Source organism: Roseateles sp. GW821-FHT02E12, assembly GCF_059421665.1.
Map to the genome: position 1 here is coordinate 983,988 of NZ_JBWKVK010000001.1, position 20,824 is coordinate 1,004,811.

Below are 20,824 nucleotides of genomic sequence, written 5' to 3' on the forward strand. Positions count from 1 at the left end.
TCAGAACTTGCCGAAGAAGGACGTGATGTCGAACCACACCGACAGCTCGCGGCCGTCGGCGGTCGTGATGTCGAGCCGGTCGTAGTGCTTGTCGCCCTGATGGATCAGGGCCTGGAGTTTGCGCTTGTAGCCCGGGTAGCGCTGCGACAGCCAGACGTACTCGGCCCGCACGCCGGCGCCGCCCTTGAGCTGGGTGTTGACGACGACGGCGTTGGCCATGCTGCTGCCGTCGCTGCCGGCGAACACGACGCCCGGCGGGGCCTGGACAGTGGGCGCCGGCGGCGCTGGCGCTGTTGTAGGTGCCGTCTGGCAGGCGGCCAGGGCGGCGCTGAGCAGCAGGAGGGTGGCGAGGCGTGAGAAGGTCATGGGGCTGTGCGCAGGGCACGGTAGTCGGTTGATGTCACTGGTTTGTGTCTCGCCGGTGGAGGCCGGCTTGCCGCTCAGGCGCGGGCATTGTTGACGTGTCCCCGGGGTTCGCACAGCGTGAAATTCCCGACCCTTAGACTTCCGCACCATGAGTGCAGAAATGATCGCCTTCATCGGCGGCGGCAACATGGCCAGCGCCGTCATCGGTGGCCTGCTGCGTGCCGGCATGGCCGCCACGCAGTTCATCGTCGTCGAGCCGTACGCGCCGCAGCGCGAGAAGCTCGTCGCCCAGCTCGGCGTGCAGGCCCTGGCTGCGGGCGATGCCAGCCTGGCCCGGGCGTCCACCGTCGTCTGGGCCGTGAAACCCCAGCTCTTCACCGCGGCGGCCGAGCCGCTGCAGGCCTGGTTGGGCGGGGCGCTGCAGCTGTCGGTGATGGCGGGCATCCCGTCGGCCTCGCTCGTGAAGTTCACCGGCAGCGAGCGGGTGGTGCGCAGCATGCCCAACACGCCGGCCCTGGTCGGCAAGGGCATCGCCGGCCTTTACGCCCGGCCGGCGGTGTCGGCCGACGAACGTGCTTCGGTCGAGCGCCTGCTGGCGCCCACCGGCCAGACGCTGTGGGTCGAGCGCGAGGATGACCTCGACGCCGTGACGGCGCTGTCGGGCTCGGGCCCGGCGTATTTCTTCTTCTTCGTTGAAGCCATGATGGCCGCGGCCGTGGACATGGGCCTCACGGCCGAGCAGGGCCGGCGCCTGGCGCTGGCCACCTGCGCCGGCGCGGCTGCGCTGGGGCTGGCTTCGGACGAGTCGCCGACGACCTTGCGCGAACGCGTGACGAGCAAGGGCGGCACGACGCACGCGGCCATCACGTCCATGCAGGCGGATGCCGTCGACGACGCCATCCAGCGTGCCGTGCTGGCCGCCCATAAGCGCGCCGCGGAATTGGGCAAAGAGTTCGGCTGAGTGGGCATTGCGACCAGAGACAGCCTGCGCGACTGGCTGCGGGCGCCGGGCTCGTTGAGCCGCCGCCTGGCCCGGCTGGGCCAGCGCTTCGAGGTGCAGGTGCTGCGCCAGGGCGTGACGCCGTTCCGGACGCTGGAGCGCGCAGCCCTGGGCCTGCCGCCGCGTGGGCTGACCGTGGTGCGCGAGGTCATCCTGAGGGTGGATGGCGAGCCGCTGGTCTGGGCCCGCTCGGCCGTGCACCAGCGCGCCACCACCGGCCCCTGGCGGGCGCTGAAGGGCCTGGGCGCACGGCCGCTGGCGCATCTGCTCTATGACGACCACCGCATCAGCCGCAGCGAGCTGCAGCCACGCCGCCTGGCCCGCCAGGGCCACACGCACCGGCATGCCGGGCGGCAATGGCTGGAGGCCACGGGGGCGGCCATGTCGCCGCAGATGCTGTGGTCGCGCAACTCGGTGTTCAGCCGCAGCGGCACGCAATTGCGCGTGATGGAGCTGTTTGCACCCGCGCTGGCAGGCCAGCGGCCGGGGCGGCGCGGCCGCTAGGCGCCAGCAAAACCTGGGAAACCCGCCCCGGGCGCTTGGCTGTCGCGGAGCTGACGGTGTTGCGATGGAAGTGTTTTCACGGAGTCATAAATTCGCGACAAGCCCATAAACGCTCATAAACTCAGTCCGTACCAGAGAGGCGTTAGTAAAGAGACTTGCCGCGCAAAGACGCGAAGGCGAGCTGAGTGACTGGGGGCAGTTATGAACACGCGAGACGTGATGATCTTCAGCGGCGAGCACTTTGTCGTGCCGCAATGCATTCAAAGAATCGATCATTTGTCGACACACGGCTGGCAGCTGCGCTACGGCGGCACCAAGCTGTATTCCGACCACAGCCAGGACGGCAGCGGCGCACGCAAGGCGCTGGCGATGGCAACCAAGGAACTGCTCAAACGCATCGCGACGCTGCCTGCGCCGTCGCGCCTGCGCCGCACGCCCAGCCGCAAGAAGCAGAGCGATCTGCCTTCCGGCATCTCCGGCCCCATCGTGCGCCAGCGCGCCGGCAGCCGTGTGCGTGACTGCAGTTTTGCCGTGACGCTGCCGCGCTTCGGCGAGACGCCGCTGGCCCGCAGCGTCTACATCGGCACCGAGAACACCTACACCGTCGAGCGCTACCAGGAGGCGCTGGAGCGCGCCGTGGCCCTGCGCGAGAAGGCCGAGACCGCCTACCAGCGCGCCGCGACCAAGGAGCGCCGTGCCCAGGCCCTGGTGCTGAAGGTGCAGATGAGCGGGTTGCTGCTCGGCAAGGCCTGAGAGTTATCTGAAACCCGCTTGATCCGGCGCGGGCGCCGGTGGCGGACACAATCGGCGGCTCGGCTCTTCTGCCCTGCCGCCGCCCATGTCCACTGCCTTGTTGCCTGACCGTGTTCTCGTTTGGTTGAACGCGCTGCGGCCCGCGCCGCAAGCCGTCAATGCGCGTGAGCGCCTGCGCGTGGTGCTGGGCGCCGGGCTCGGCCTGCTGCTGGCCGGTGCGCTCAGTCATGCCGCCATGGCGCCGGGGCTGCCCTGGCATGTCGTGGCGCTCGTGGCACCGCTGGGCGCGAGCGCGGTCCTCGTCTTCGGCGTGCCGGCCAGCCCGCTGGCCCAGCCCTGGGCCGTCGTCGGCGGCAACACGGTGTCGGCCCTGGTCGGCATTGCCTGCATGCACTGGCTGCCGTTGCCGCCGCTGGTGGTGGCCGCCGCCGCCGTGGCGCTGGCCATCGGCCTGATGTTCCTGCTGCGCTGCCTGCACCCGCCCGGCGGTGCAGCCGGCCTGCTGATGGTGCTGACGGCGACGCAGGACTGGCACTTCGCCTTCGTGCCCATCGCGCTGAACTCGCTGCTGCTGGTGCTGGCCGGCATGGTCTACAACAGCCTGACCGGCCGCCGCTACCCGCATGCGCAGCACGCGCAGGCGCCCACCGGCGCGCAGATGGCGCAGCCGCGCTTCGGCGACGCCGAGCTGGACGCCGTGCTGGCCCGCTACAACCAGGTGCTTGACGTGCCGCGCGACGACCTCGCCGACCTGCTGCACGAGGCCGAGCTGATGAGCTACCGCAGGCGCCTGGGCGGCCTGCGCTGCACGGACATCATGTCCAGCCCCGTCGTCACCGCCGAGTTCGGCATGCCGCTGGCCGAGGCCTGGGCGCTGCTGCAGCAACACCGCATCAAGGCCCTGCCGGTGGTGGACCGCGTGCAGCGCATCGTCGGCATCGTGACCCGCGCCGACTTCATGCGCGCCGCCGAGGCCGACCGGCGCGAGGGCCTGGGCGGCCGGCTGCAGACGCTGCTGAAGCCCTCGCCGGCCACGCACTCCACCAAGCCCGAGGTGGTCGGCCAGATCATGAGCCGCCAGGTGCGCGTGGCCAGCGCCGAGCGCCCCATCGCGGAACTCGTGCCGCTGTTCTCCGACACCGGCCACCACCACATCCCCATCGTCGGCGAGCAGGCAAGGCTCGTCGGCATCCTCACCCAATCCGACCTCGTGAAAGCGTTAGGCAACCATGGCTCATGACGACACCAAAGTTTTCCGCTGGGGCGTGATCGGCCCGGGCGGCATCGCCAACCGTTTTGCCGGCGCCCTCGCGGCCGTGCCCGGGGCGCGGCTGGCCGTCGTGTTCGCACGCGACGCGGCCAAGGGCCAGGCCTATGCCACGCAGTGGCAGCGCGAAGGCGAGGCGCCTGCGCGCGTGACGACAGCGCTGGCAGACCTGCTGGCCGACCCGACCGTGGACGGCATCTACATCGCCACGCCCCACTCCAACCACGGCGAGTACATCCGCGCCGCGCTGGAGGCGGGCAAGCCGGTGCTGTGCGAGAAGCCGCTGGTGACGACGCGGGATGAAGGCCAGGCCCTCGTGAACCTGGCGCGCGCCAAGGGCGTCTTCCTGATGGAGGCGCTGTGGACGCGCTTCCTGCCGGCCTACGACCTGGCCGGCCGCTGGCTGCGCGACGGCGCCATCGGCGAGCTGCGCGCGATGCAGTCCAGCTTCTGCTTCTCGTCCAACTACGACCCGCTGCATCGCCAGTGGAACCCGGCGCTGGCCGGCGGCGCGCTGTGGGACATCGGCATCTACAACCTGGCCGTGACGCGCTGGGTGCTGCAGCAGATGAACGACGGCGTCTGCCCCGAGCCGGTGGCGATGGACGTGCAGGCCAAGATGGCGCCAACCGGCGTGGACGCCGCCGTCAACGTGACGCTGCACTTCCCCGGCGGCGTCACGTCGCAGTTCCGCTGTGGCTTCGACGCCGCCTCGGTGAACGCCTTCGAGGCGCTGGGCTCCAAGGCTGGGCTGCGCTTTCCGGTGGACTTCTGGCAGGCCGAAGCGGTGGAGCTCGTCACACGCAAGGCGCCCGCCGAGCGTGTGGCGGCCCCCTTCGTCGTCAACGGCTTCGAAGGCGAGATCGCGGAGGCCCAGGCCTGCATCCGCGCGGGCCTGGTCGAGAGCCCGCGCATGCCGCACGCCGAGACGCTGGCGCTGCTGGGCTGGATGGATGCCATCCGCGCCCGCTTCCCGGGCGGCGTCAACAAGGCCTGATCCGCAGGCCTGGCTCGTCGGCATCCTCACATGACTCGTGACAACGACATGTTCCGCTGGGCCGTGATTGGCGCCGGCGGCATCGCCAACCACTTTGCCGCCGCCTTGGCCGCAGCGCCCGGCGCACGGCTGGCCGCCGTGTTCGCGCGCGACGCGGCCAAGGGCCAGGCCTATGCCACGCAGTGGCAGCGCGAAGGCGAGGCCCCAGCGCGCGTGACGACAGCGCTGGCAGACCTGCTGGCCGACCCGACCGTGGACGCCGTCTACATCGCCACGCCCCACTCCAACCACGGCGAGTACATCCGCGCCGCGCTGCAGGCGGGCAAGCCGGTGCTGTGCGAGAAGCCGCTGGTGACGACGCGCGCCGAGGCTCAGGCCTTGGTGGACCTCGCGCGCGCCCAGGGCGTGTTCCTGATGGAGGCGCTGTGGACGCGCTTCCTGCCGGCCTATGACCTGGCGGGCCGCTGGCTGCGCGAGGGTGCCATCGGCGAGCTGCGCGCCATGCAGTCGAGCTTCTGCTTCGCGGCCAACTACGACCCTCAGCACCGGCTGTGGAACCCGGCACTGGCCGGTGGCGCCCTGTGGGATATCGGCATCTACAACCTGGCCGTGACGCGTTGGGTGCTGCAGCAGATGAACGGCGGCGTCTGCCCCGAGCCCGTGGCGATGGACGTGCAGGCCAAGATGGCGCCGACCGGCGTGGACGCCGCGGTCAACGTGACGCTGCACTTCCCCGGCGGCGTGACCTCGCAGTTCCGCTGCGGCTTCGATGCCGCGTCGGTGAACGCCTTCGAGGCCCTGGGCAGCGAAGGCTGCCTGCGCTTCCCGAGCGGTTTCTCATACGCGCAGTCCGTGGAGCTGATCCGCCGTGGGCAAGAGCCCGAACGCAAGGAGGCGCCCTTCGTGCTCAACGGCTTCGAGGGCGAGATCGCGGAGGCTCAGGCCTGCATCCGCGCGGGCCTGGTCGAGAGCCCGCGCATGCCGCACGCCGAGACGCTGGCGCTGCTGGGTTGGATGGACGCGATTCGCGAGAGGTTTTAGCCCCTCGTCCAAGGAGTACCTTGGCCGGTCCCCCGAGGGGACGGCGATGCTTGCCGGCTCGACCGGCAAGCACATTGCCAAGGCGGGCCGGCTTGGGAGCGGCCCGGCGCTCGGCCCGCAAACCCGGTACACGACGTTCTGGCCGCCGCGGTCTCAGCGCACGTACCGCTTCTCGATGCGCGCGATGCTGCCGTCGCGCTGCATGCTGGCCAGGCCCACGTCCATGGCCGCCAGCGCGGCCGGCGTGCGCGGGCTGGCGCGGGAGAAGCCCATGAAGGTGGGCTCGGGGTTGAAATGCTGCAGCGGCTGGCGATCGAGCCGGCCGGCGAGGCCGAGCTGGCGCACCTCCCACAGCCCCACCAGCGCGGTCACGATGACGACATCGGCGCGTTCGTGCTCCACCAGCTGCACCGCGGCGGCAACGTCTCGCGCGTACTCCACCTGGCCGTTCACCTGATCGAGCACCGGCTTCGGGTAGATGTAGCCCGCGCTCACCGCCAGCCGCAGGCCGCGCAGATCCTCCAACCGCTCCAGCTTCAGCCCGGAGCCGTGCCGCGTGTAGAAGTGGTAGTGCTTTCCCGCGCGGTAGCTGACGCTCCAGCGCAGGAAGTGGTCCCGCTCGGTGCTGTAGTTGACTGTCGTCGTGAAGTCCGCCAGGCCGCGCTCCAGCATGAAGAGCACGCGCTTCCACGGCACCCACTGAACCTCGATCGCCGCCGCATGGCCGCCGCGCTTCAGCGCCTCGCGGGCGATCTCGATGTCGATGCCCTCGCCACTGGCATGGCCCTGCGGGTTCACCAGCGGCGGGTAGACGGTGTTCACCAGCACCAGCGGGCCGGCCGCCGGGCCGCCCGCCGGGGCGGAGGCGGCCGGCTCGGCGCCCGCCCAGCCCGGCGCCAGCAGCGCGCCGCCACAGCCTAGAAAGCGGCGCCGCGTGTCCATCAGCGCAGGGCCAGGTCAACCACCGTGCCTGCGAACACCGCAAAGCCCAGCCAGTGGTTGGCCCGGAAGGCCGTGAAGCAGCCCGCGCGGCTGCGCCGGCGGATCAGCGTGAAGTGCCACGCGGCCTGGGCCGCAGCCGCCGCGATGCCGAGCAGGAACCAGCGCCCGAGGCCCAGGCGCAGGCCCAGGCCCGCCCACATCGCCAGGTAGGTCGCGTAGAAGATCATGATGCCGGCCACGTCCCAGCGGCCCAGCGCGATGGCCGAGGAGCGCACGCCGATGCGCAGGTCGTCGTCGCGGTCCACCATCGCGTACTCGGTGTCGTAGGCCAGCACCCAGAACAGATTGGCCACCAGCAGCGCCCAGGCCGACAGCGGCACCGAATGCAGATGCCACTCCACCCCGCCCAGCGCCGCGGCAAAGGCCATCGGAATGCCGAAGGAGAACGCCACGCCCAGCACGGCCTGCGGCATGGCGAGCACGCGCTTGGCAAACGGGTAGGCGATGGCCACGGCCAGCGCCGCGAAGCTCAGCAGGATGGCCGGCGGGTTGGTCGTCAGCACCAGGCCGAAGGACACCAGCGACAGCACCGCGCCGAGCACCAGCGCCTCCTTCACCGACACCGCGCCCGTCGTCACCGGCCGCTGGGCGGTGCGCTGCACGTGGCGGTCGAACTCGCGGTCGGCCACGTCGTTGACGCAGCAGCCGGCCGAGCGCATCAGCACCGTGCCCAGCGTGAACACGGCCAGCAGATGCCAGCCCGGCCAGCCGTCCGCCGCGATCCACAGCGCCGACAGCGTCGGCCACAGCAGCAGCAGCCAGCCTGCCGGGCGGTCCCAGCGGATCAGCTGCAGATAAAGCGCAAGCCGCGACGGGGGCGTGGCGGCGGGGGCGGTGGTGGACATGGCCGCATTTTCACGCCGCACGGCGGTACTGGTGAATCATCACCGGGCATAGTCTTTCGCCCCTCCCGTTTGCCTGGCCCCTGAATGGTCCTGAAGCATCCTCTTGTTGCCGCCGTGCCGATCCAGCGTGTATCGACGCTCTACGGCGCCGAGTTGGCGCGGCTGGCTCAACTGCTCGCCGATCCGGTGCACCAGAAGTTCCGGCGGCTGATGGCCTCTCGCCAAGGCCGGCAACGCATGATGGAATTGATGGTGAGGGCCATGCTCGCTTCCTTCGGCGAGATCAATGAGGTGCTGCGCCGTCACGGCCTCAAGGAAATCCACTGAACTGGAGTCAGTCTCATGAGCCTGTCCACCCGCGACCTCGTGCTGCTGCACTGGCAGCTCGCCAACGCCCAGGACTGGGCGGGCCTGGGCCGTTTGCTGCATGCCGACCTGGTCTACGAGGCGCCGCAGAGCCGGGAACGCATCCGCGGTGCGCTGGGCTACGTGGACTTCTTCGCCACCTGGCCCCAGCCCTGGCGGGCCGAAGTGCTCCGTTGCATTGCCGATGACGCCAGTGCGATGACCCAGATCAACTTCAGCAGCAGCGCGCCGCCCATGATGGGCCTGACACTCTTTGACGTGAAGGACGGCCTCATCCTGCGCGTGACCGACTACTGGCCTGACCCCTACGAGCCGGGGCCGCGGGCGTCGGCGCATGTCGAGCGATATTGAAGATCATGAGCCGGTCTGCAGCAGCATTGTTTCTCTCGGTCTCGCTGGCCGCGTGGGCCGCGCCGGCGCCGCTGCCCAAGGAGGTCCAGACCCTCCTCGACTTGCGCGAGGCCTGCGATCACTACCGCGGCCAGCGCGGATTTGACGCGGAGCGCCAGAAGGACATCGACTGGTCGGCCTGCCAGAGCTGCCCCGGCACCGATGCCGAACTGGCCCGGCTGAAGCAGAAATACAAGGGCAACGCCCGCGTGGGCGAAGCCCTGGCAGGCCTCGAGCCGCGCGTCGAGCCCGAGGACAAGGCCGCGCAGGCCCGGTTCTGCCAGGCCACGCGCAAGCCGGCCGGGGCGCGCTGATCTCGCGGCCTCCTCGCCGACCCCTCGCCATCGCCTACGCCCGCGCCGAAATCCTCGCCCGTCTCAGGTCTTGGCCGGCGCGCCTAAAGTCGCGCTCCCCGTCGCCCCGAACCCCTGTCATGACCGATCTCAGCGCCTTCCCCATCACGAAGAAATGGCCCGCCGCCCACCCGGAACGCCTGCAGCTCTACTCGCTGCCCACACCCAACGGCGTCAAGGTGTCGATCGCGCTGGAGGAAACCGGCCTGGCCTATGAGCCGCATCTGGTGAGGTTCGACACCAATGATCAGCTCAGCCCCGAGTTCCTGTCGTTGAACCCGAACAACAAGATCCCGGCCATCGTCGATCCCGACGGCCCCGGGGGCGAACCGCTGGCGCTGTTCGAGAGCGGCGCCATCCTGATCTACCTGGCCGACAAGACCGGCCAGCTGCTGCCCAAGGATGCGGCGCGCCGCTACGAGGCCCTCCAGTGGCTGATGTTCCAGATGGGCGGCATCGGGCCGATGTTTGGCCAGGTCGGCTTCTTCCACAAGTTCGCCGGCAAGGACTACGAGGACAAGCGCCCGCGCGACCGCTACATCGCCGAGGCGCGCCGCCTGCTCAACGTGCTGAACGTGCACCTCAAGGGCCGCGACTGGCTGGTGGGTGACGAGTACACGGTGGCGGACATCGCCACCTGGCCCTGGGTCAACAACCTGATCGGCTTCTACGGTGCAGGGGAACTCGTCGGCTTCGATGATTTCGCCGAGGTCAAGCGCGTACTGCAGGCCTTCCTGGCGCGGCCAGCCGTGCAGCGCGGGCTGAAGATCCCGGCGCGGGACTGAAGCTCAGTGCAGGCCCGTCGTGGCTCTGGCGCGCTGCAGCGCGTCGGCCACGATATGGGCCGCCGTCTGCGCCAGGGCCGGCGTGTGGTCGGCCATGACCTGCATGCGCAGCCGCGCGCTGTTCAGCGACACCGCCGGGTACTCCACGAGGTTGGCCAGCAGGCCGGCCTGGGCCATCTCGCGGCTGGCCACGCGGGCCAGCGCATCGGCGCCCAGCATGACCGGCACGATGGGCGATGGCTGGCCCAGCACGATGATGCCCTGCTCGGTCAGTGCCGAACGCAGGCCGAGGATGGCCCGCATCAGCCGCCCGCGCCGCTCCACGCCCTCGCTGGAGCGCACGATGGCGAGGCAGGCCCGGATGATGGCCACCTGCACGGGTGACAGCGCGTTGGAGAAGGTGTTGGGCGCGGCGTAGAAGCGCAGGTACTCCTTGATCGCAGGGTCATGGCTGGCGACGAAGCCGCCGTTGGACGCGAAGGTCTTGGAGAACGAGCCCATCACCAGGTCCACCTGGCCGAGCAGCCCCTGCAGCTCCAGCTGGCCCCCACCGCCCGCGCCCATGGAGCCGAGGTCGTGCGCCACGTCCACCATCAGGAGCGCGCCGTGCTCGCGCGCCACGGCCTGCAGCCGGGCGATGTCGGGCGCGTCGGCGTCCATCGAGAAGCAGCCCTCGGTGACGACGAGGATGCCGTTGTGCGGGTCGCGCTGGCGCACGCGCTTGAGCAGGCGCTCGGCGTGGTCCACGTCCAGATGCCGGTGCAGATGGATGTTGGGCGTGGCCGCGCGGGCGCCTTCGTGCAGGCAGTTGTGGGCCAGCTGGTCGATGATGATGTGGTCGCTCTCGCGCACCAGGCCCTTGATCGCGCCGAAGCCCGCCGCCCAGCCGGTCGGGAAGAGCAGCACCTCGGGCATGCGCAGCAGCTCGCCCAGCTCCGCCTCCAGCGCCACGGCTTCCTCGACATTACCGGCCAGTGCCGTGGAGCCGGCGCTGTGCACGCCGTAGCGCTCCATCGCCGCCTGGGCCGCCGCGCACACCTTGGGATGGCGGGCCAGCGACAGGTACTCCTGCGACGAGAAGTTCAGCCCCGCATGGCGCTGGCCGTCCAGCAGCGTCAGCTCGGCCGTTGCACCCGGCCGGCCACCCAGGCGCTTGGCATACGGGAAGACGCCGTGCGACACCCGCGTTTGCGCCCAGGCATGGAAGGCTTGGGCCTTGGCGGCCAGGTCGGTGCCGGGTTGGGTCAGGTAGTCGAAGGACGAGCCGCGCAGCTCGGCGCCGTCGGTGGTGTCGTTCGTGGTTTCGGCGGGCGGCGCGTCGGCAGCCCGGTCCAGCAGTTCGTCCATGTCGGTGCCCCAGTCAATCAATCGATCTTGTGGGGCGGACTGTGCGCAGCCGTGCTGCGCCTGGCATCCGCACTTCTGTCGAATTCGCGATCAGGGCTTCAGGCCGGGCGCCTCTCGCGCTGCTTCTCCGCCACGGCCTTGACGACGGTCTTCAGCGGGGGTGCCGCGGCAAAGTCGGCCTCGTGCGGCGCGAGTGCCAGCGTCAGCAGGCGCTGCACGGCGGGCTTGTCGATGTCGTCCGGCGACGCGAGGCGGATGCTGCGCACGCGCACGCCTTCGCCTTCGAGCAGGCCGTCGGGGTCGGGCAGGTCCTTGCCGTAGAGGAAGAACAACGTCACCCAGCGCGGATAGGCAGCCATGGACACGAGGCTGGCCGAGGCCTTGTCCGCCCAGGCGTAGCCGATGGCCAGCGCGTTGTAGTTGTCGTAGACCAGCTCGAAGCCGCGCGGCACGCGGGCGCAGAGCTTGCGCCTGCAGGTCGTGATCGCGTCGGCCATCTCGGGCGTGTAGCGGGCGATGCAGTCGGCAACCTGGCGGGCGGTGGGGTCGGGCTTCATCGCGCGGCCGCTTCAATTCAACGCGGTGACCCGGTCACCCGCCTGCGCCACGCAGCCCGCCGCCAGCGGTGCACCGCCCTCGCGCTGCACCACGCCCTGCGGCCCGTGGCAGAGCTCGATGTGGCGGGCGGCAGGCCAGCGGCGCAGCGCAAAGGCCTCGATGCTTTGGGGCAGGCTGGTCTGCACGGCGCCGGCGTTGAGCTGTTCGTCTGGGTGGTCGTCGAAGTGCAGCCAGGGCACGAAGCGGCCCGCCAGCATCAGCCACGGCGAGGCATGCACCGGCTCGGGTGCATAGCCCTCGGCGCGCAGCCAGGCCTGGGCCTGCGCACGGGCGCTGCCGCCCGCGATGGCCGAGGCGAGCAGTTCGGCCACCCACTGGTTGCAGTTCTGGTAGCTGGTGCTGAAGGGGTAGGCGTTGGCGCTGTAGCGCGGGTTCAGCAGGCCCAGCGCGAGCTCCTTGTCGAGCGCCGCCTTGGCCAGCGGCGCGGCAGCTTCGGGGGGCAGCAGCAACAGGCTCACGTAGCCGACGTCGACGTCGTCGCTGCCGGACACGAAGCCCGCCAGGCCCTGGTCGAAGAGGCGGGGCTGGCCTTCGGCGCAGGCGTAGTAGAGCTGGCGCACGGCCCAGGGCGTGTCCAGGCCATCGGCCACCGCGACGGCGGCATGCGAGTAGCGCAGATCGAAGCGCGACAGGTCGGTGCCCGAGCGCGAGATCAGCGCGGCCTGCGTGCCCGAGGCGGCGAGGGCTTCGCGCACGATGGCGGCGAAGCGCAGCAGGCGGTCCTGTTGCGTGGCCGTGACGTTCACCGGCCGGTCACAGCCGCGGGGGGGCAGTGACGCCGCCTGGGCCGCGCCGGCTGCCGTCAGCAGCGACGCGGCCAGCGCCGCACGGATCAAGGCTTGACGACGCGCGCGGCCAGTTCCTTGTGCCAGGCGTCTTCCAGCACGAGGAAGAAGGCCTGGCCGGTGTCGGCATGCGCGAAGGCGACGCCATAGGCCTGGGGCGTGGCCTGCACCTCGTCGCCCACGTTGACGGCGCGGGCGGCCAGGGCTTTTTGCGGCAGCGTCAGCTCGACGGGCTCGGCACCGTCGCGCGCCAGCGTCAGGCGCAGCTTGCCGGCGTCGGCCTGGGCCACTTCGGTGACGCGGTAGCGGCCTTCGGCGCGGCGCTCGCCACCGCCGCTGCTGTTGGACGAAGCCTTGAACGAGTCCGACACGCTGCCGGACGCCGACGAGCCGGCCTCCGCGGCGGACGATGCGAAGGAGGTGGCCTGGGCAGCGGTGGTGGCGGCCAAGGCGAGGGAAACGGCAGAAGCGAGAAGAGCAAGGCGCATCGTGGGCTCGCGGGCTGGTGAGGGTGGCCAACGATAGCGCGGATGTGTCAGCGCTTTGTTACCGCGATCCGGCCTCCAGGTTTTCGAGGATGGGGCAGTCGGGCCGGTCGTCGCCGTGGCAGCTGTGCACCAGGGCTTCGAGAGTCGCCTTCATCGCCTGCAGCTCGGCGAGCTTGGCCTCCAGCTCGGCCAGGTGGGTCTGCGCCAGCGCGCGCACCTGGCGGCTGGGCCGGGCACGGTCCTGCCACAGGCCCAGCAGCGCGCGGATCTGCTCCAGCGAGAAACCGAGGGCGCGCGAGTGGCGGATGAATCGCAGCAGGTGGACCTCGCGCTCGCCATAGACGCGGTAGCCGGCCTCGCTGCGCGCCGGCGCCGCGAGCAGGCCGATGCTCTCGTAGTGCCGCAGCATCTTGGCCGACACGCCCGAGGCGCGGGCCGCTTCGCCGATGTTCATTGGGTGCCTTCCGTGGCCTTGCCGCGCCAGCGCTTGAGCGTCAGCGCATTGGCCACGACGCTGACGCTGCTGAAGGCCATGGCCGCACCGGCAATCACCGGGTTCAGCAAGCCCAGGGCCGCGAGCGGGATGCCGACGACGTTGTACGCAAAGGCCCAGAACAGGCCCTGGCGGATCTTGGCGTAGGTGCGGCGCGACACGTCCAGCGCGTCGGCCACCAGGCGCGGGTCGCCGCGCATCAGCGTGACGCCGGCGGCCTCGGTGGCCACGTCGGAGCCGCCGGCCATCGCAAAGCCCACCGATGCCGCTGCCAGCGCCGGCGCATCGTTGATGCCGTCGCCGACGAAGGCGACGACCGCGCCGCCCTCGCGCAGCTGCTGCACGATGGCCGCCTTGTCGCCCGGCAGCACCTCGGCATGGACCTCGGTGATGCCCAGGGCCGCGGCCACGCCGGCCGCCGCGCCGCGGCTGTCGCCGGTCAGCATGACGGTGCGGATGCCACGGGCCTGCAACTGCGCAACGGCGGCAGGGGCCGTGTCCTTGATGCGGTCGCCAAAGGCCAGCAGGCCGAGCAGCCGGCCATCGGCGATGAGCCAGGAGACCGTCTGGCCCTGGGCCTCCAGCCGCTGCGCCTCGGGGGCCAGCGGGCCGGCGTCTGCGCCCAGCTCCTGCGCCAAGCGTGCGCTGCCCAGGGCGAGCTTGCGCCCCTGCACAACGCCTTCCACACCCCGGCCCGGCAGCGCACGCGCCTGCTCCACGGGCAGCGCGGCCAGGCCTTGGGCCTCGGCCAGCACGGCCAGGGCCAGCGGGTGGCTGCTGGAGCGCTGCAGCGCCGCGGCGAGTTGCAACACGTCCTCGCGATTCATGCCGTCGGCTGGCAGCACGGCGGTCAACGTCGGCTGGCCGACCGTCAGCGTGCCGGTCTTGTCGAAGGCGACGACCGTCACGCCATGCGCCAGCTCCAGCGCCTCGGCGTCCTTGATGAGGATGCCCTGGCGCGCCGCGACGCCGGTGCCGGCCATCAGCGTCGTCGGCGTGGCCAGACCCAGCGCGCAGGGGCAGGCGATGACGAGCACCGCCACCGCGTTGACGAGGGCGGCTTCAGCGTCGCCGTTGTGCAGCCACCAGCCGGCGAAGGTCAGCGCGGCAATACCGAGCACCACGGGCACGAAGACGGCGCTGACGCGGTCGACGATGCGCTGGATGGGCGCCTTGGCCGCCTGAGCCGACTCCACCATGCGGATGACGCGCGCCAGCGTCGTCTCGGCGCCGATGGCCGTCGTGCGCACGGTCAGCGCGCCCTCGGCGTTGATGGCGCCGCCGGTGACGCGTGCGCCCGGAGCCTTGGCCACCGGCAGGCTTTCGCCGGTGATGAGGGACTCGTCGACATGGCTGCTGCCCGTGACGATCTCGCCATCTACCGGGATGCGGTCGCCGGGGCGCACGGAGACGAGGTCGCCCACGCGCACGTCGGCCACGGGGATGTCGACCTCCACCTCGCCGCGCAGCACGCGTGCCGTGGTCGGCCGCAGCGCGTTCAGCGCGCGGATGGCGTCGGTCGTCTGGCGCTTGGCGCGCTGCTCCAGCCACTTGCCCAGCAGCACCAGCGTGATGACGGCGGCCGAGGCCTCGAAGTAGAGATGCGCGTGGCCGGGATGCCTCAGCATCAGATAGACCGACAACCCGTAGGCGGCCGACGTGCCCAGCGCGACGAGCAAGTCCATGTTGCCGCTGCCGGCACGAAGCGCACTCCAGCCCGCACGGTAGAAGCGCGCGCCGAGGCCGAACTGCACGGGGGTGGCCAGCAGCAGTTGCAGCCAGCCAGGCAGCATCAGCGCGATGCCCAGCGGGCTGAGCAGCATGGGCAGCACCAGCGGCAGGCTCAGCAGGGTGCCGGCCGCCACCGGCCACCAGGCCGGCAGGCCCGCGGCGGGTGGTGCCGCGGGGGCGTTGGTACTGGCCGCCGTGGCGGGGTAGCCGGCCTTGGCCAGGGCCGCCGTCAGCGCCGCGACCGGCACGTTGGGCAGCGCCTTCACCGAGGCCTTCTCGGTGGCGAGGTTGACGCTGGCTTCCTGCACGCCGGGTACGGCCTGCAAGGCCTTCTCCACGCGCCGCACGCAGGATGCGCAGCTCATGCCGCTGACCTGCAGGGTCACGTCATGGAGGGAAGAAACGGAGGCGGTAGTCATGGCGGGCCTGGGTGTTCGGATGATGCGGCCATGCTCAAGCTTCCCACCGTGGCAAGGTCAATAGGCTGACCGGGATCAAACCAGCACCAGTGCTTTGGCCAGGTGGCTGTAGACGGTGTGCACGCGCTGCAGGTGGCGGGTCTCGGGGTGGGTCAGCAGCCAGAGCTCGGTCTCGGCCTCGTCCAGCGGCTCGGTCAGCCGGCGCAACTCGCGCCTGGGTTCGGCCAGGAAGAGCGGCAGCACACCCACCCCCAGGCCCTGGGCCACCAGCTCGGCCACGCTCTGCACGCTGCCGGTGCGAAAGGCCGGCTGCAGCGTCGGGAAGTGCTTCTGCCGCCAGCGCACCGACGGGTGCTCGGGCAGGCCGTCGTCCGGCGCGACCCAGGCCGCCGCGCCGGCCTCGACCTGGCTCCAGTGCTTGATGGCGCTGCTGCGCGCGGCGTACAGCGCCACGCGAATGGCCCCGACGCGGCGGCCGATCAGGTGGGGCGGTGGCTTCGCCGTGGCGCGCAGCGCGATGTCGGCGTCGCGCCGCGTCAGGCTGGCCAGCTCGTTGCCGGTGTGCAGCTCGAACTGCAGGCGCGGCTGCTCGCGGTGCAGGGCGGCCAGCGCGGGCGCCAGCAGGCCGTGCAGCAGCGTGTCCGTCGTGGTGATGCGCACCGTGCCGGCGGCCTGGCCGGGCTGGGCCTGGGCGGCGGCACGGGCGGCCTCCAGTGCGGCCTCCATCTGTTCGGCCTGGGCGGCCAGGGTGCGTGCCAGCTCGCCGGCCTTGTAGCCGCGCCGGCCGCGCTCGAACAGCGGCTGGCTCAAGCCCCGCTCCACGCGCTGCAGCATGCGGAACACCGTGGACGCATTGACGCCCAGCCGCTCGCCGGCCGCGGCCAGCGTGCCGGCGCGGTGCAGGGCCAGCACCAGGGCGAGGTCGGCGGGGGCAAGTTCGTATTGCATGGCTGCAATCAAGGTTGGCTGAGTTGCGTATTTTGCTGCGTGCCTTGCCTACCTACATTGGCTGCATCAACCACTCTCTGGAGATGCCTCATGGCTGCCTCGACCCCGCTCGGCCTGCTGTTGCTGCGCCTGTCCCTCGGCTTCATGTACCTGGCGCATGCCGGGCTCAAGCTGTTCGTCTTCACGCTGCCGGGCACGGCCCAGTTCTTCGCTGGCCAGGGGTTGCCGGGCGCGCTGGCCTACGCGGTGTTCGCGGCGGAAGCCGTTGGCGGCGCGCTGCTGCTGCTCGGCGTCTACCCGCGCCAGGTGGCGCTGGCGCTGCTGCCCATCCTGCTCGGTGCCGCCTGGGTGCATGCGCCCAATGGCTGGGTCTTCAACGCACCGGGCGGTGGCTGGGAGTACCCGGTCTTCCTGGCCGCGATGTCCGTTGTGCTGTGGCTGGCGGGCGATGGTGCGGGCGCCCTCGCGCGCAGCGAGCGCTTCACGCTGGGGGCTGTGGCATGAGGGCGCTCACGCTGATCAGCCATGCGCTCTGCCCTTATGTGCAACGCGCCGCCATCGTGCTGAAGGAGAAGAACGTGGCTTTCGAACGCCTGGATGTGGACCTGGCCCACAAGCCGGACTGGTTCCTGCGCCTGTCGCCGCTGGGCAAGACGCCGGTGCTCAGCGTCGGTGGCGAGGCGTTGTTCGAGTCCGCCGTCATCTGCGAATACCTCGACGAGACCGAGGCGCCGCGCCTGCACCCGGCGGAGCCGCTGGCGAGGGCGCGCGAGCGGGCCTGGATGGAGTTCGGCTCGGCCGTGCTGAGTGGCATCGCGGTGCTCTACAGCGCGGCGGACGAGGCGGCGCTGGACCGTGCCTATGCCGTGCTGCGCCTGCGCTTCGAGCAACTCGAGGCGGTGCTGAGCGACGGCCCCTGGTTTGCCGGCCGTCGCTTCGGACTCGTCGACGCGGTGTTCGGTCCGGTGTTCCGCTACTTCGACGTCATCCCGCCCGAGGGCCTGTTCGACGGCCTGCCGCGCGTGCAGGCCTGGCGCACGGCACTGGCCGGCCGGCCCTCGGTGCGCGAGGCCGTCTCAGAGGGCTATGCCGAAAGGCTGCGCAGCTTTTTGCTCGAGCGTGGCGGCGCGCTGTCACGGCGGCTGTGCGGCGTGCAGCCGAACAGGAGCGACGAAGTCCGTTGCACGTGATCACCCGATGCGGCTTCTTCAATACCGCAAGAAATATCGATTCGCCAAAATATAGATAAAAAGATATAATCCGATAGGCGTCGTGAAAATGCTTCTGACCAGCTGTTCACGGCCCAACCAGGGCGCAGCTTGCGACCTTCCACACTTTTCGGGCGGGCAGAGCAGCGGCCAACCGACCCAAAAAGTACTCCTGCCGGGCGATTCAAGCCGACCCCTTCCGCGTGCTGACGATCTGGTCCCGCCAGATCCCGTCCACACATTCCACCCGCTGCGGACTCCCGATTCGCAGATTCGCACCCGCGCCCGCATCTTCGCGGTGCGCCAATACTCAGAAAGGCTCGTCCATGAGCAGCAAGATTTACGTGGGTAACCTGCCCTACTCCGTGACCGACTCCAGCCTGAAAAGCAACTTTGCCGAGTTCGGCACCGTGTCCTCCGCCAAGGTCATGATGGACCGGGAAACCGGCACGTCCAAGGGCTTCGGGTTCGTGGAAATGGCTTCTGCCGAAGTCGCCCAGGCTGCCATTACCGCCCTGCACGGCATGACCGTCGATGGACGCTCCATCGTCGTGAGCCTGGCCCGTCCGCGCGAAGCGACAGGCAAAGACTCGAGCGGCTACAGCGCGACCGGGTACACCGCAGCCAAGCGTTCCGATGTCGGCTACGGCACGGGTGGCTTTGGCGGTGGTCGCTACTGAACCCAGCGGCTCCCTGTGAAAGACCGGCTCTCCTGAGCCGGTTTTTTTTCGTTCCGGCCGAGCCTGTACCGGGCGGGCTGCGCAAGTTCGCCGAGCAACGCCGCGTCTGGCCACAATGGCCCGATGAGCCTCCCCCGCCGCCTCGTCCTTCTCGCTGCCCTCGCCTCGACGCTCGCCGCCGCCGAGCCGGCCTACTTCCCGCCGCGCGGCGACTGGCAGCGCGCCGAGCCCGCCGCGATGGGCCTGGACGCTGCCAAGCTGGCCGAGGCCGTCGCCTACGCCCAGGCACACGACAACCCGGCGCCGCGCGACCAGGCCCTGGCCCTGGTGCAGAGCTTCGGCAAGAACGAGCCCTACTTCGGCGGCCAGATCGGCCCCACGCGCGAGCGCGCCGCCATCAACGGCCTCGTCATCCGCCGCGGCAAGGTGGTAGCCGAGTGGGGCGACACGCGGCGCGTGGACATGTCGCACAGCATCACCAAGACTTTTCTGTCGACGGTGGTGGGCCTGGCCTGGCAGAAGGGCCTGATCCGCAGCACCGATGACCGCGCGGCCGACGCCATGCCGCCCGGTGTCGATCTCTTCACCGCGCCGCATAACGCGCCCATCACCTGGGAGCACCTGCTGCGCCAGACCAGCGACTGGCAGGGCACGCTCTGGGGCAAGCCCGACTGGGCCGACCGGCCCGTGGGCAAGACGCCAGAGGACTGGCCCAACCGCCCGCTGTACGAGCCGGGCAGCCACTACAAGTACAACGACGTGCGCGTGAACGTGCTGGCCCTGGCCGCCCTGCAGGTCTGGCGCCGGCCGCTGCCCGAGGTGCTGCGCGAGCAGGTCATGGACCCGATCGGCGCGTCCAACCGCTGGCGCTGGCATGGCTACGAGAACTCGTGGGTGGAGCTGGACGGGCAGCGCATGCAGTCCGTCTCCGGTGGTGGCCACTGGGGCGGCGGCCTGTTCATCGATGCCTGGGACATGGCGCGCTTCGGCTATCTGCATCTGCGCCAAGGTGAGTGGAATGGCCGCCAGCTGGTGTCGCGCGACTGGATCGCCAAGGCCCGCCAGCCCGGGCCGGCGAATGCCGAGTACGGCTACTGCAACTGGTTCCTGAACACCGGCCGCAAGGCCCTGCCCGCCGCACCCGAGAGCAGCGTGACCTTCCGCGGCAACGGGCAGAACATCATCTACATCGACTGGGAGAACGACGTCGTCGCGGTGGTGCGCTGGATAGACAACGGGCCGGCGTTGAACGAGTTCATCGGTCGGCTACTCGCCGCCGTGAAGCAGTGAGGAGCCAGCATGAATCGACTTCAATCCGAGTTGCAACGCTTGTACCGGGCGGCCTCACCAGACCAGATCAGGGCGATGGTAGTGGAGCTGAGCCACCCTGCTGATTGGGATGTGCTGTCCAAGGTATGGCGCGGCGTGCAGGCGGACCTCCAGCTGCCGGCACCCGCCATTGCCGTGTCGGGCACCGACGGGCTGCAGCTGTGGTTCTCCCTGAAAGAGCCGGTGAGCGCACCAAGCGCGGCGGAGTTTCTGGCCCGACTGCGTGCGCGCTACCTTGCCGGCATCGCACCGGCACGCCTGCGTTTTAATCCGTCGGCAACAGAGCCGCTCGTGCCCCAGCAACAGGCGTCAACGGGCAACTGGTCGGCCTTCGTGGCGCCCGACCTCGCGCCGGTGTTTGCCGACACGCCCTGGCTGGACATTCAGCCCGGCGACGACGGGCAGGCGGACCTTCTTGCGCGGTTGGAGAGCATCAAGCCGGCCGCTCTCGAGGCCGCGATGCAACGCCTCGCGCCCGTTGTGCCGGACTCTCCGGTGCCGAGCACCGGCGCAGACCTGCGGCTGCATCAGCCGGCCGGCGACGCGCCGGCCGTGGACCCGCGGCGATTTCTGCAGCAGGTGTTGAACGACGAGACGGTGCCGCTGGCTCTTCGCATCGAGGCGGCGAAGGCGCTGCTGTAGGCCGGCCATCAGATACATCCGGCAGCATTGAGCCGGTGTGATTGATGCAGACTCGCCCGATGACTCTTCAGATTGATGACATTCAACCGACGCTGACTTCGGCGCAGACTTTGACCGGCTGGCGCAGGGAATTTTGCGTGGAGCTGGTGGGCGATGGCCACGCCCGCATATTCCTGCGTGCCTTGGAATTGGCCTCACTCAAGGCCACGGAGCTTCAGCAAGCCATCCTGTTCCACCGCGTGGGTGCGGGGTTCGCTGATCTGGAAGGTTGTGTCGAGGCCGCGCGCGCGCCGCTGGAACTCCTTGCCCGCACCGCGGTACGGCAGCTGCCCAGCAAGGACAACCTCTTCGCGGCGGTCACCTACGACCGTGGTGCCTGGGACGCCGTCGTGAACGTCGTCGACAGCTGGCAGCGGCGTAGGCACGCCGTAACGCGTTGATGCAGTGACGCGGCGGGCGGCCGCCGG

26 protein-coding genes are annotated in these 20,824 nt (G+C 70.3%); 16 read left to right on the forward strand and 10 right to left on the reverse strand.

Going from position 1 to position 20,824, the window contains the following annotated elements; genetic code table 11:
- Positions 1-366 carry a hypothetical protein gene (locus tag AC07V5_RS04680; protein WP_495114451.1) on the reverse strand — a complete coding sequence of 122 codons (366 nt, stop codon included), beginning with the start codon at positions 364-366 and terminating at the stop codon, positions 1-3.
- 148 nt (positions 367-514) lie between these two features.
- Between AC07V5_RS04680 and proC the strand changes: the two genes are divergently transcribed.
- The 6 genes from proC (at position 515) to AC07V5_RS04710 (ending at position 5,928) form a co-directional block, all read left to right on the forward strand.
- Entirely contained in the window at positions 515-1,327 is an 813-nt protein-coding gene (proC, locus tag AC07V5_RS04685) for a pyrroline-5-carboxylate reductase (RefSeq protein ID WP_495114452.1), read from the forward strand.
- Positions 1,328-1,870: a chorismate--pyruvate lyase family protein gene (locus AC07V5_RS04690; protein WP_495114453.1), complete on the forward strand. Its 543-nt coding sequence runs from the start codon at positions 1,328-1,330 to the stop codon at positions 1,868-1,870.
- A 201-nt stretch (positions 1,871-2,071) separates the two neighbouring features.
- Positions 2,072-2,623, forward strand: a complete 552-nt coding sequence (locus AC07V5_RS04695) for a hypothetical protein (protein WP_495114454.1) — start codon at positions 2,072-2,074, stop codon at positions 2,621-2,623.
- 85 nt (positions 2,624-2,708) lie between these two features.
- Positions 2,709-3,863: an HPP family protein gene (locus AC07V5_RS04700; RefSeq protein ID WP_495114455.1), complete on the forward strand. Its 1,155-nt coding sequence runs from the start codon at positions 2,709-2,711 to the stop codon at positions 3,861-3,863.
- Complete coding sequence (locus AC07V5_RS04705; protein ID WP_495114456.1) at positions 3,853-4,887, forward strand: Gfo/Idh/MocA family protein; 1,035 nt, start codon at positions 3,853-3,855, stop codon at positions 4,885-4,887. Before AC07V5_RS04700 ends, AC07V5_RS04705 begins: the two co-directional genes overlap by 11 nt.
- 30 nt (positions 4,888-4,917) lie before the next feature.
- Positions 4,918-5,928: a Gfo/Idh/MocA family protein gene (locus tag AC07V5_RS04710; protein WP_495114457.1), complete on the forward strand. Its 1,011-nt coding sequence runs from the start codon at positions 4,918-4,920 to the stop codon at positions 5,926-5,928.
- A gap of 153 nt (positions 5,929-6,081) precedes the next feature.
- Here the strand turns inward: AC07V5_RS04710 and AC07V5_RS04715 are convergent, their stop codons facing one another.
- Both AC07V5_RS04715 and ubiA read right to left on the reverse strand, forming a co-directional pair.
- On the reverse strand, positions 6,082-6,870 hold the full coding sequence (locus AC07V5_RS04715; RefSeq protein ID WP_495114458.1) for a substrate-binding periplasmic protein: 789 nt from the start codon (positions 6,868-6,870) through the stop codon (positions 6,082-6,084).
- Positions 6,870-7,775, reverse strand: coding sequence for a 4-hydroxybenzoate octaprenyltransferase (gene ubiA, locus AC07V5_RS04720; protein ID WP_495114459.1), 906 nt, complete (start codon positions 7,773-7,775; stop codon positions 6,870-6,872). The genes AC07V5_RS04715 and ubiA overlap by 1 nt, the downstream gene beginning before the upstream one ends.
- 84 nt (positions 7,776-7,859) lie before the next feature.
- Here ubiA and AC07V5_RS04725 point away from each other — a divergent pair, with 84 nt between their 5' ends.
- The 4 genes from AC07V5_RS04725 to AC07V5_RS04740 all read left to right on the forward strand — a co-directional run bounded on the left by AC07V5_RS04725 (position 7,860) and on the right by AC07V5_RS04740 (position 9,669).
- Positions 7,860-8,102 carry a hypothetical protein gene (locus AC07V5_RS04725; RefSeq protein WP_495114460.1) on the forward strand — a complete coding sequence of 81 codons (243 nt, stop codon included), beginning with the start codon at positions 7,860-7,862 and terminating at the stop codon, positions 8,100-8,102.
- Between the two features lie 15 nt (positions 8,103-8,117).
- Complete coding sequence (locus tag AC07V5_RS04730; protein ID WP_495114461.1) at positions 8,118-8,492, forward strand: nuclear transport factor 2 family protein; 375 nt, start codon at positions 8,118-8,120, stop codon at positions 8,490-8,492.
- Positions 8,489-8,845 (forward strand): hypothetical protein, encoded by a 357-nt coding sequence (locus tag AC07V5_RS04735; protein ID WP_495114462.1) that lies wholly within the window; start codon positions 8,489-8,491, stop codon positions 8,843-8,845. Before AC07V5_RS04730 ends, AC07V5_RS04735 begins: the two co-directional genes overlap by 4 nt.
- A gap of 119 nt (positions 8,846-8,964) precedes the next feature.
- Positions 8,965-9,669 (forward strand): glutathione S-transferase N-terminal domain-containing protein, encoded by a 705-nt coding sequence (locus AC07V5_RS04740; RefSeq protein WP_495114463.1) that lies wholly within the window; start codon positions 8,965-8,967, stop codon positions 9,667-9,669.
- A 3-nt stretch (positions 9,670-9,672) separates the two neighbouring features.
- Here the strand turns inward: AC07V5_RS04740 and AC07V5_RS04745 are convergent, their stop codons facing one another.
- The 7 genes from AC07V5_RS04745 to AC07V5_RS04775 all read right to left on the reverse strand — a co-directional run bounded on the left by AC07V5_RS04745 (position 9,673) and on the right by AC07V5_RS04775 (position 16,498).
- The gene (locus AC07V5_RS04745) at positions 9,673-11,016 is read right to left on the reverse strand and encodes an aminotransferase class I/II-fold pyridoxal phosphate-dependent enzyme (RefSeq protein ID WP_495114464.1); all 1,344 of its coding nucleotides are present in this window, start codon (positions 11,014-11,016) and stop codon (positions 9,673-9,675) included.
- Between the two features lie 98 nt (positions 11,017-11,114).
- Complete coding sequence (locus tag AC07V5_RS04750) at positions 11,115-11,573, reverse strand: hypothetical protein (RefSeq protein ID WP_495114465.1); 459 nt, start codon at positions 11,571-11,573, stop codon at positions 11,115-11,117.
- Between the two features lie 12 nt (positions 11,574-11,585).
- Positions 11,586-12,470 carry a DUF2145 domain-containing protein gene (locus AC07V5_RS04755; RefSeq protein WP_495114466.1) on the reverse strand — a complete coding sequence of 295 codons (885 nt, stop codon included), beginning with the start codon at positions 12,468-12,470 and terminating at the stop codon, positions 11,586-11,588.
- Positions 12,467-12,907 carry a hypothetical protein gene (locus AC07V5_RS04760; protein ID WP_495114467.1) on the reverse strand — a complete coding sequence of 147 codons (441 nt, stop codon included), beginning with the start codon at positions 12,905-12,907 and terminating at the stop codon, positions 12,467-12,469. Before AC07V5_RS04760 ends, AC07V5_RS04755 begins: the two co-directional genes overlap by 4 nt.
- A gap of 58 nt (positions 12,908-12,965) precedes the next feature.
- Positions 12,966-13,361, reverse strand: a complete 396-nt coding sequence (gene cueR, locus AC07V5_RS04765) for a Cu(I)-responsive transcriptional regulator (RefSeq protein ID WP_495114468.1) — start codon at positions 13,359-13,361, stop codon at positions 12,966-12,968.
- Positions 13,358-15,550 (reverse strand): heavy metal translocating P-type ATPase, encoded by a 2,193-nt coding sequence (locus AC07V5_RS04770; RefSeq protein WP_495114469.1) that lies wholly within the window; start codon positions 15,548-15,550, stop codon positions 13,358-13,360. The genes cueR and AC07V5_RS04770 overlap by 4 nt, the downstream gene beginning before the upstream one ends.
- 75 nt (positions 15,551-15,625) lie before the next feature.
- Positions 15,626-16,498 carry a LysR family transcriptional regulator gene (locus AC07V5_RS04775; RefSeq protein ID WP_495114470.1) on the reverse strand — a complete coding sequence of 291 codons (873 nt, stop codon included), beginning with the start codon at positions 16,496-16,498 and terminating at the stop codon, positions 15,626-15,628.
- A 90-nt stretch (positions 16,499-16,588) separates the two neighbouring features.
- Between AC07V5_RS04775 and AC07V5_RS04780 the strand changes: the two genes are divergently transcribed.
- From AC07V5_RS04780 to AC07V5_RS04805, 6 genes are all read left to right on the forward strand, one after another.
- The gene (locus AC07V5_RS04780; RefSeq protein ID WP_495114471.1) at positions 16,589-17,002 is read left to right on the forward strand and encodes a DoxX family protein; all 414 of its coding nucleotides are present in this window, start codon (positions 16,589-16,591) and stop codon (positions 17,000-17,002) included.
- Positions 16,999-17,688: a glutathione S-transferase family protein gene (locus tag AC07V5_RS04785; RefSeq protein ID WP_495114472.1), complete on the forward strand. Its 690-nt coding sequence runs from the start codon at positions 16,999-17,001 to the stop codon at positions 17,686-17,688. Before AC07V5_RS04780 ends, AC07V5_RS04785 begins: the two co-directional genes overlap by 4 nt.
- 344 nt (positions 17,689-18,032) lie before the next feature.
- The gene (rbp, locus tag AC07V5_RS04790) at positions 18,033-18,386 is read left to right on the forward strand and encodes an RNA-binding regulator (RefSeq protein WP_495114473.1); all 354 of its coding nucleotides are present in this window, start codon (positions 18,033-18,035) and stop codon (positions 18,384-18,386) included.
- A 123-nt stretch (positions 18,387-18,509) separates the two neighbouring features.
- The gene (locus AC07V5_RS04795; RefSeq protein WP_495114474.1) at positions 18,510-19,676 is read left to right on the forward strand and encodes a serine hydrolase domain-containing protein; all 1,167 of its coding nucleotides are present in this window, start codon (positions 18,510-18,512) and stop codon (positions 19,674-19,676) included.
- Between the two features lie 9 nt (positions 19,677-19,685).
- Entirely contained in the window at positions 19,686-20,357 is a 672-nt protein-coding gene (locus tag AC07V5_RS04800) for a hypothetical protein (RefSeq protein WP_495114475.1), read from the forward strand.
- A gap of 59 nt (positions 20,358-20,416) precedes the next feature.
- Positions 20,417-20,797: a hypothetical protein gene (locus tag AC07V5_RS04805; RefSeq protein ID WP_495114476.1), complete on the forward strand. Its 381-nt coding sequence runs from the start codon at positions 20,417-20,419 to the stop codon at positions 20,795-20,797.
- Positions 20,798-20,824: the final 27 nt, after the last annotated feature.

Excerpts from the sequence above, each read along its gene's own strand:
- AC07V5_RS04680 (WP_495114451.1), bottom strand. The coding sequence starts at position 366 with ATGACCTTCTCACGCCTCGCCACCCTCCTGCTGCTCAGCGCCGCCCTG.
- proC (WP_495114452.1), top strand. The coding sequence starts at position 515 with ATGAGTGCAGAAATGATCGCCTTCATCGGCGGCGGCAACATGGCCAGC.
- AC07V5_RS04695 (WP_495114454.1), top strand. The coding sequence starts at position 2,072 with ATGAACACGCGAGACGTGATGATCTTCAGCGGCGAGCACTTTGTCGTG.
- AC07V5_RS04700 (WP_495114455.1), top strand. The coding sequence starts at position 2,709 with ATGTCCACTGCCTTGTTGCCTGACCGTGTTCTCGTTTGGTTGAACGCG.
- AC07V5_RS04705 (WP_495114456.1), top strand. The coding sequence starts at position 3,853 with ATGGCTCATGACGACACCAAAGTTTTCCGCTGGGGCGTGATCGGCCCG.
- AC07V5_RS04710 (WP_495114457.1), top strand. The coding sequence starts at position 4,918 with ATGACTCGTGACAACGACATGTTCCGCTGGGCCGTGATTGGCGCCGGC.
- AC07V5_RS04715 (WP_495114458.1), bottom strand. The coding sequence starts at position 6,870 with ATGGACACGCGGCGCCGCTTTCTAGGCTGTGGCGGCGCGCTGCTGGCG.
- ubiA (WP_495114459.1), bottom strand. The coding sequence starts at position 7,775 with ATGTCCACCACCGCCCCCGCCGCCACGCCCCCGTCGCGGCTTGCGCTT.
- AC07V5_RS04725 (WP_495114460.1), top strand. The coding sequence starts at position 7,860 with ATGGTCCTGAAGCATCCTCTTGTTGCCGCCGTGCCGATCCAGCGTGTA.
- AC07V5_RS04730 (WP_495114461.1), top strand. The coding sequence starts at position 8,118 with ATGAGCCTGTCCACCCGCGACCTCGTGCTGCTGCACTGGCAGCTCGCC.
- AC07V5_RS04740 (WP_495114463.1), top strand. The coding sequence starts at position 8,965 with ATGACCGATCTCAGCGCCTTCCCCATCACGAAGAAATGGCCCGCCGCC.
- AC07V5_RS04745 (WP_495114464.1), bottom strand. The coding sequence starts at position 11,016 with ATGGACGAACTGCTGGACCGGGCTGCCGACGCGCCGCCCGCCGAAACC.
- AC07V5_RS04750 (WP_495114465.1), bottom strand. The coding sequence starts at position 11,573 with ATGAAGCCCGACCCCACCGCCCGCCAGGTTGCCGACTGCATCGCCCGC.
- AC07V5_RS04760 (WP_495114467.1), bottom strand. The coding sequence starts at position 12,907 with ATGCGCCTTGCTCTTCTCGCTTCTGCCGTTTCCCTCGCCTTGGCCGCC.
- cueR (WP_495114468.1), bottom strand. The coding sequence starts at position 13,361 with ATGAACATCGGCGAAGCGGCCCGCGCCTCGGGCGTGTCGGCCAAGATG.
- AC07V5_RS04770 (WP_495114469.1), bottom strand. The coding sequence starts at position 15,550 with ATGACTACCGCCTCCGTTTCTTCCCTCCATGACGTGACCCTGCAGGTC.
- AC07V5_RS04775 (WP_495114470.1), bottom strand. The coding sequence starts at position 16,498 with ATGCAATACGAACTTGCCCCCGCCGACCTCGCCCTGGTGCTGGCCCTG.
- AC07V5_RS04780 (WP_495114471.1), top strand. The coding sequence starts at position 16,589 with ATGGCTGCCTCGACCCCGCTCGGCCTGCTGTTGCTGCGCCTGTCCCTC.
- AC07V5_RS04785 (WP_495114472.1), top strand. The coding sequence starts at position 16,999 with ATGAGGGCGCTCACGCTGATCAGCCATGCGCTCTGCCCTTATGTGCAA.
- rbp (WP_495114473.1), top strand. The coding sequence starts at position 18,033 with ATGAGCAGCAAGATTTACGTGGGTAACCTGCCCTACTCCGTGACCGAC.
- AC07V5_RS04795 (WP_495114474.1), top strand. The coding sequence starts at position 18,510 with ATGAGCCTCCCCCGCCGCCTCGTCCTTCTCGCTGCCCTCGCCTCGACG.
- AC07V5_RS04800 (WP_495114475.1), top strand. The coding sequence starts at position 19,686 with ATGAATCGACTTCAATCCGAGTTGCAACGCTTGTACCGGGCGGCCTCA.
- AC07V5_RS04805 (WP_495114476.1), top strand. The coding sequence starts at position 20,417 with ATGACTCTTCAGATTGATGACATTCAACCGACGCTGACTTCGGCGCAG.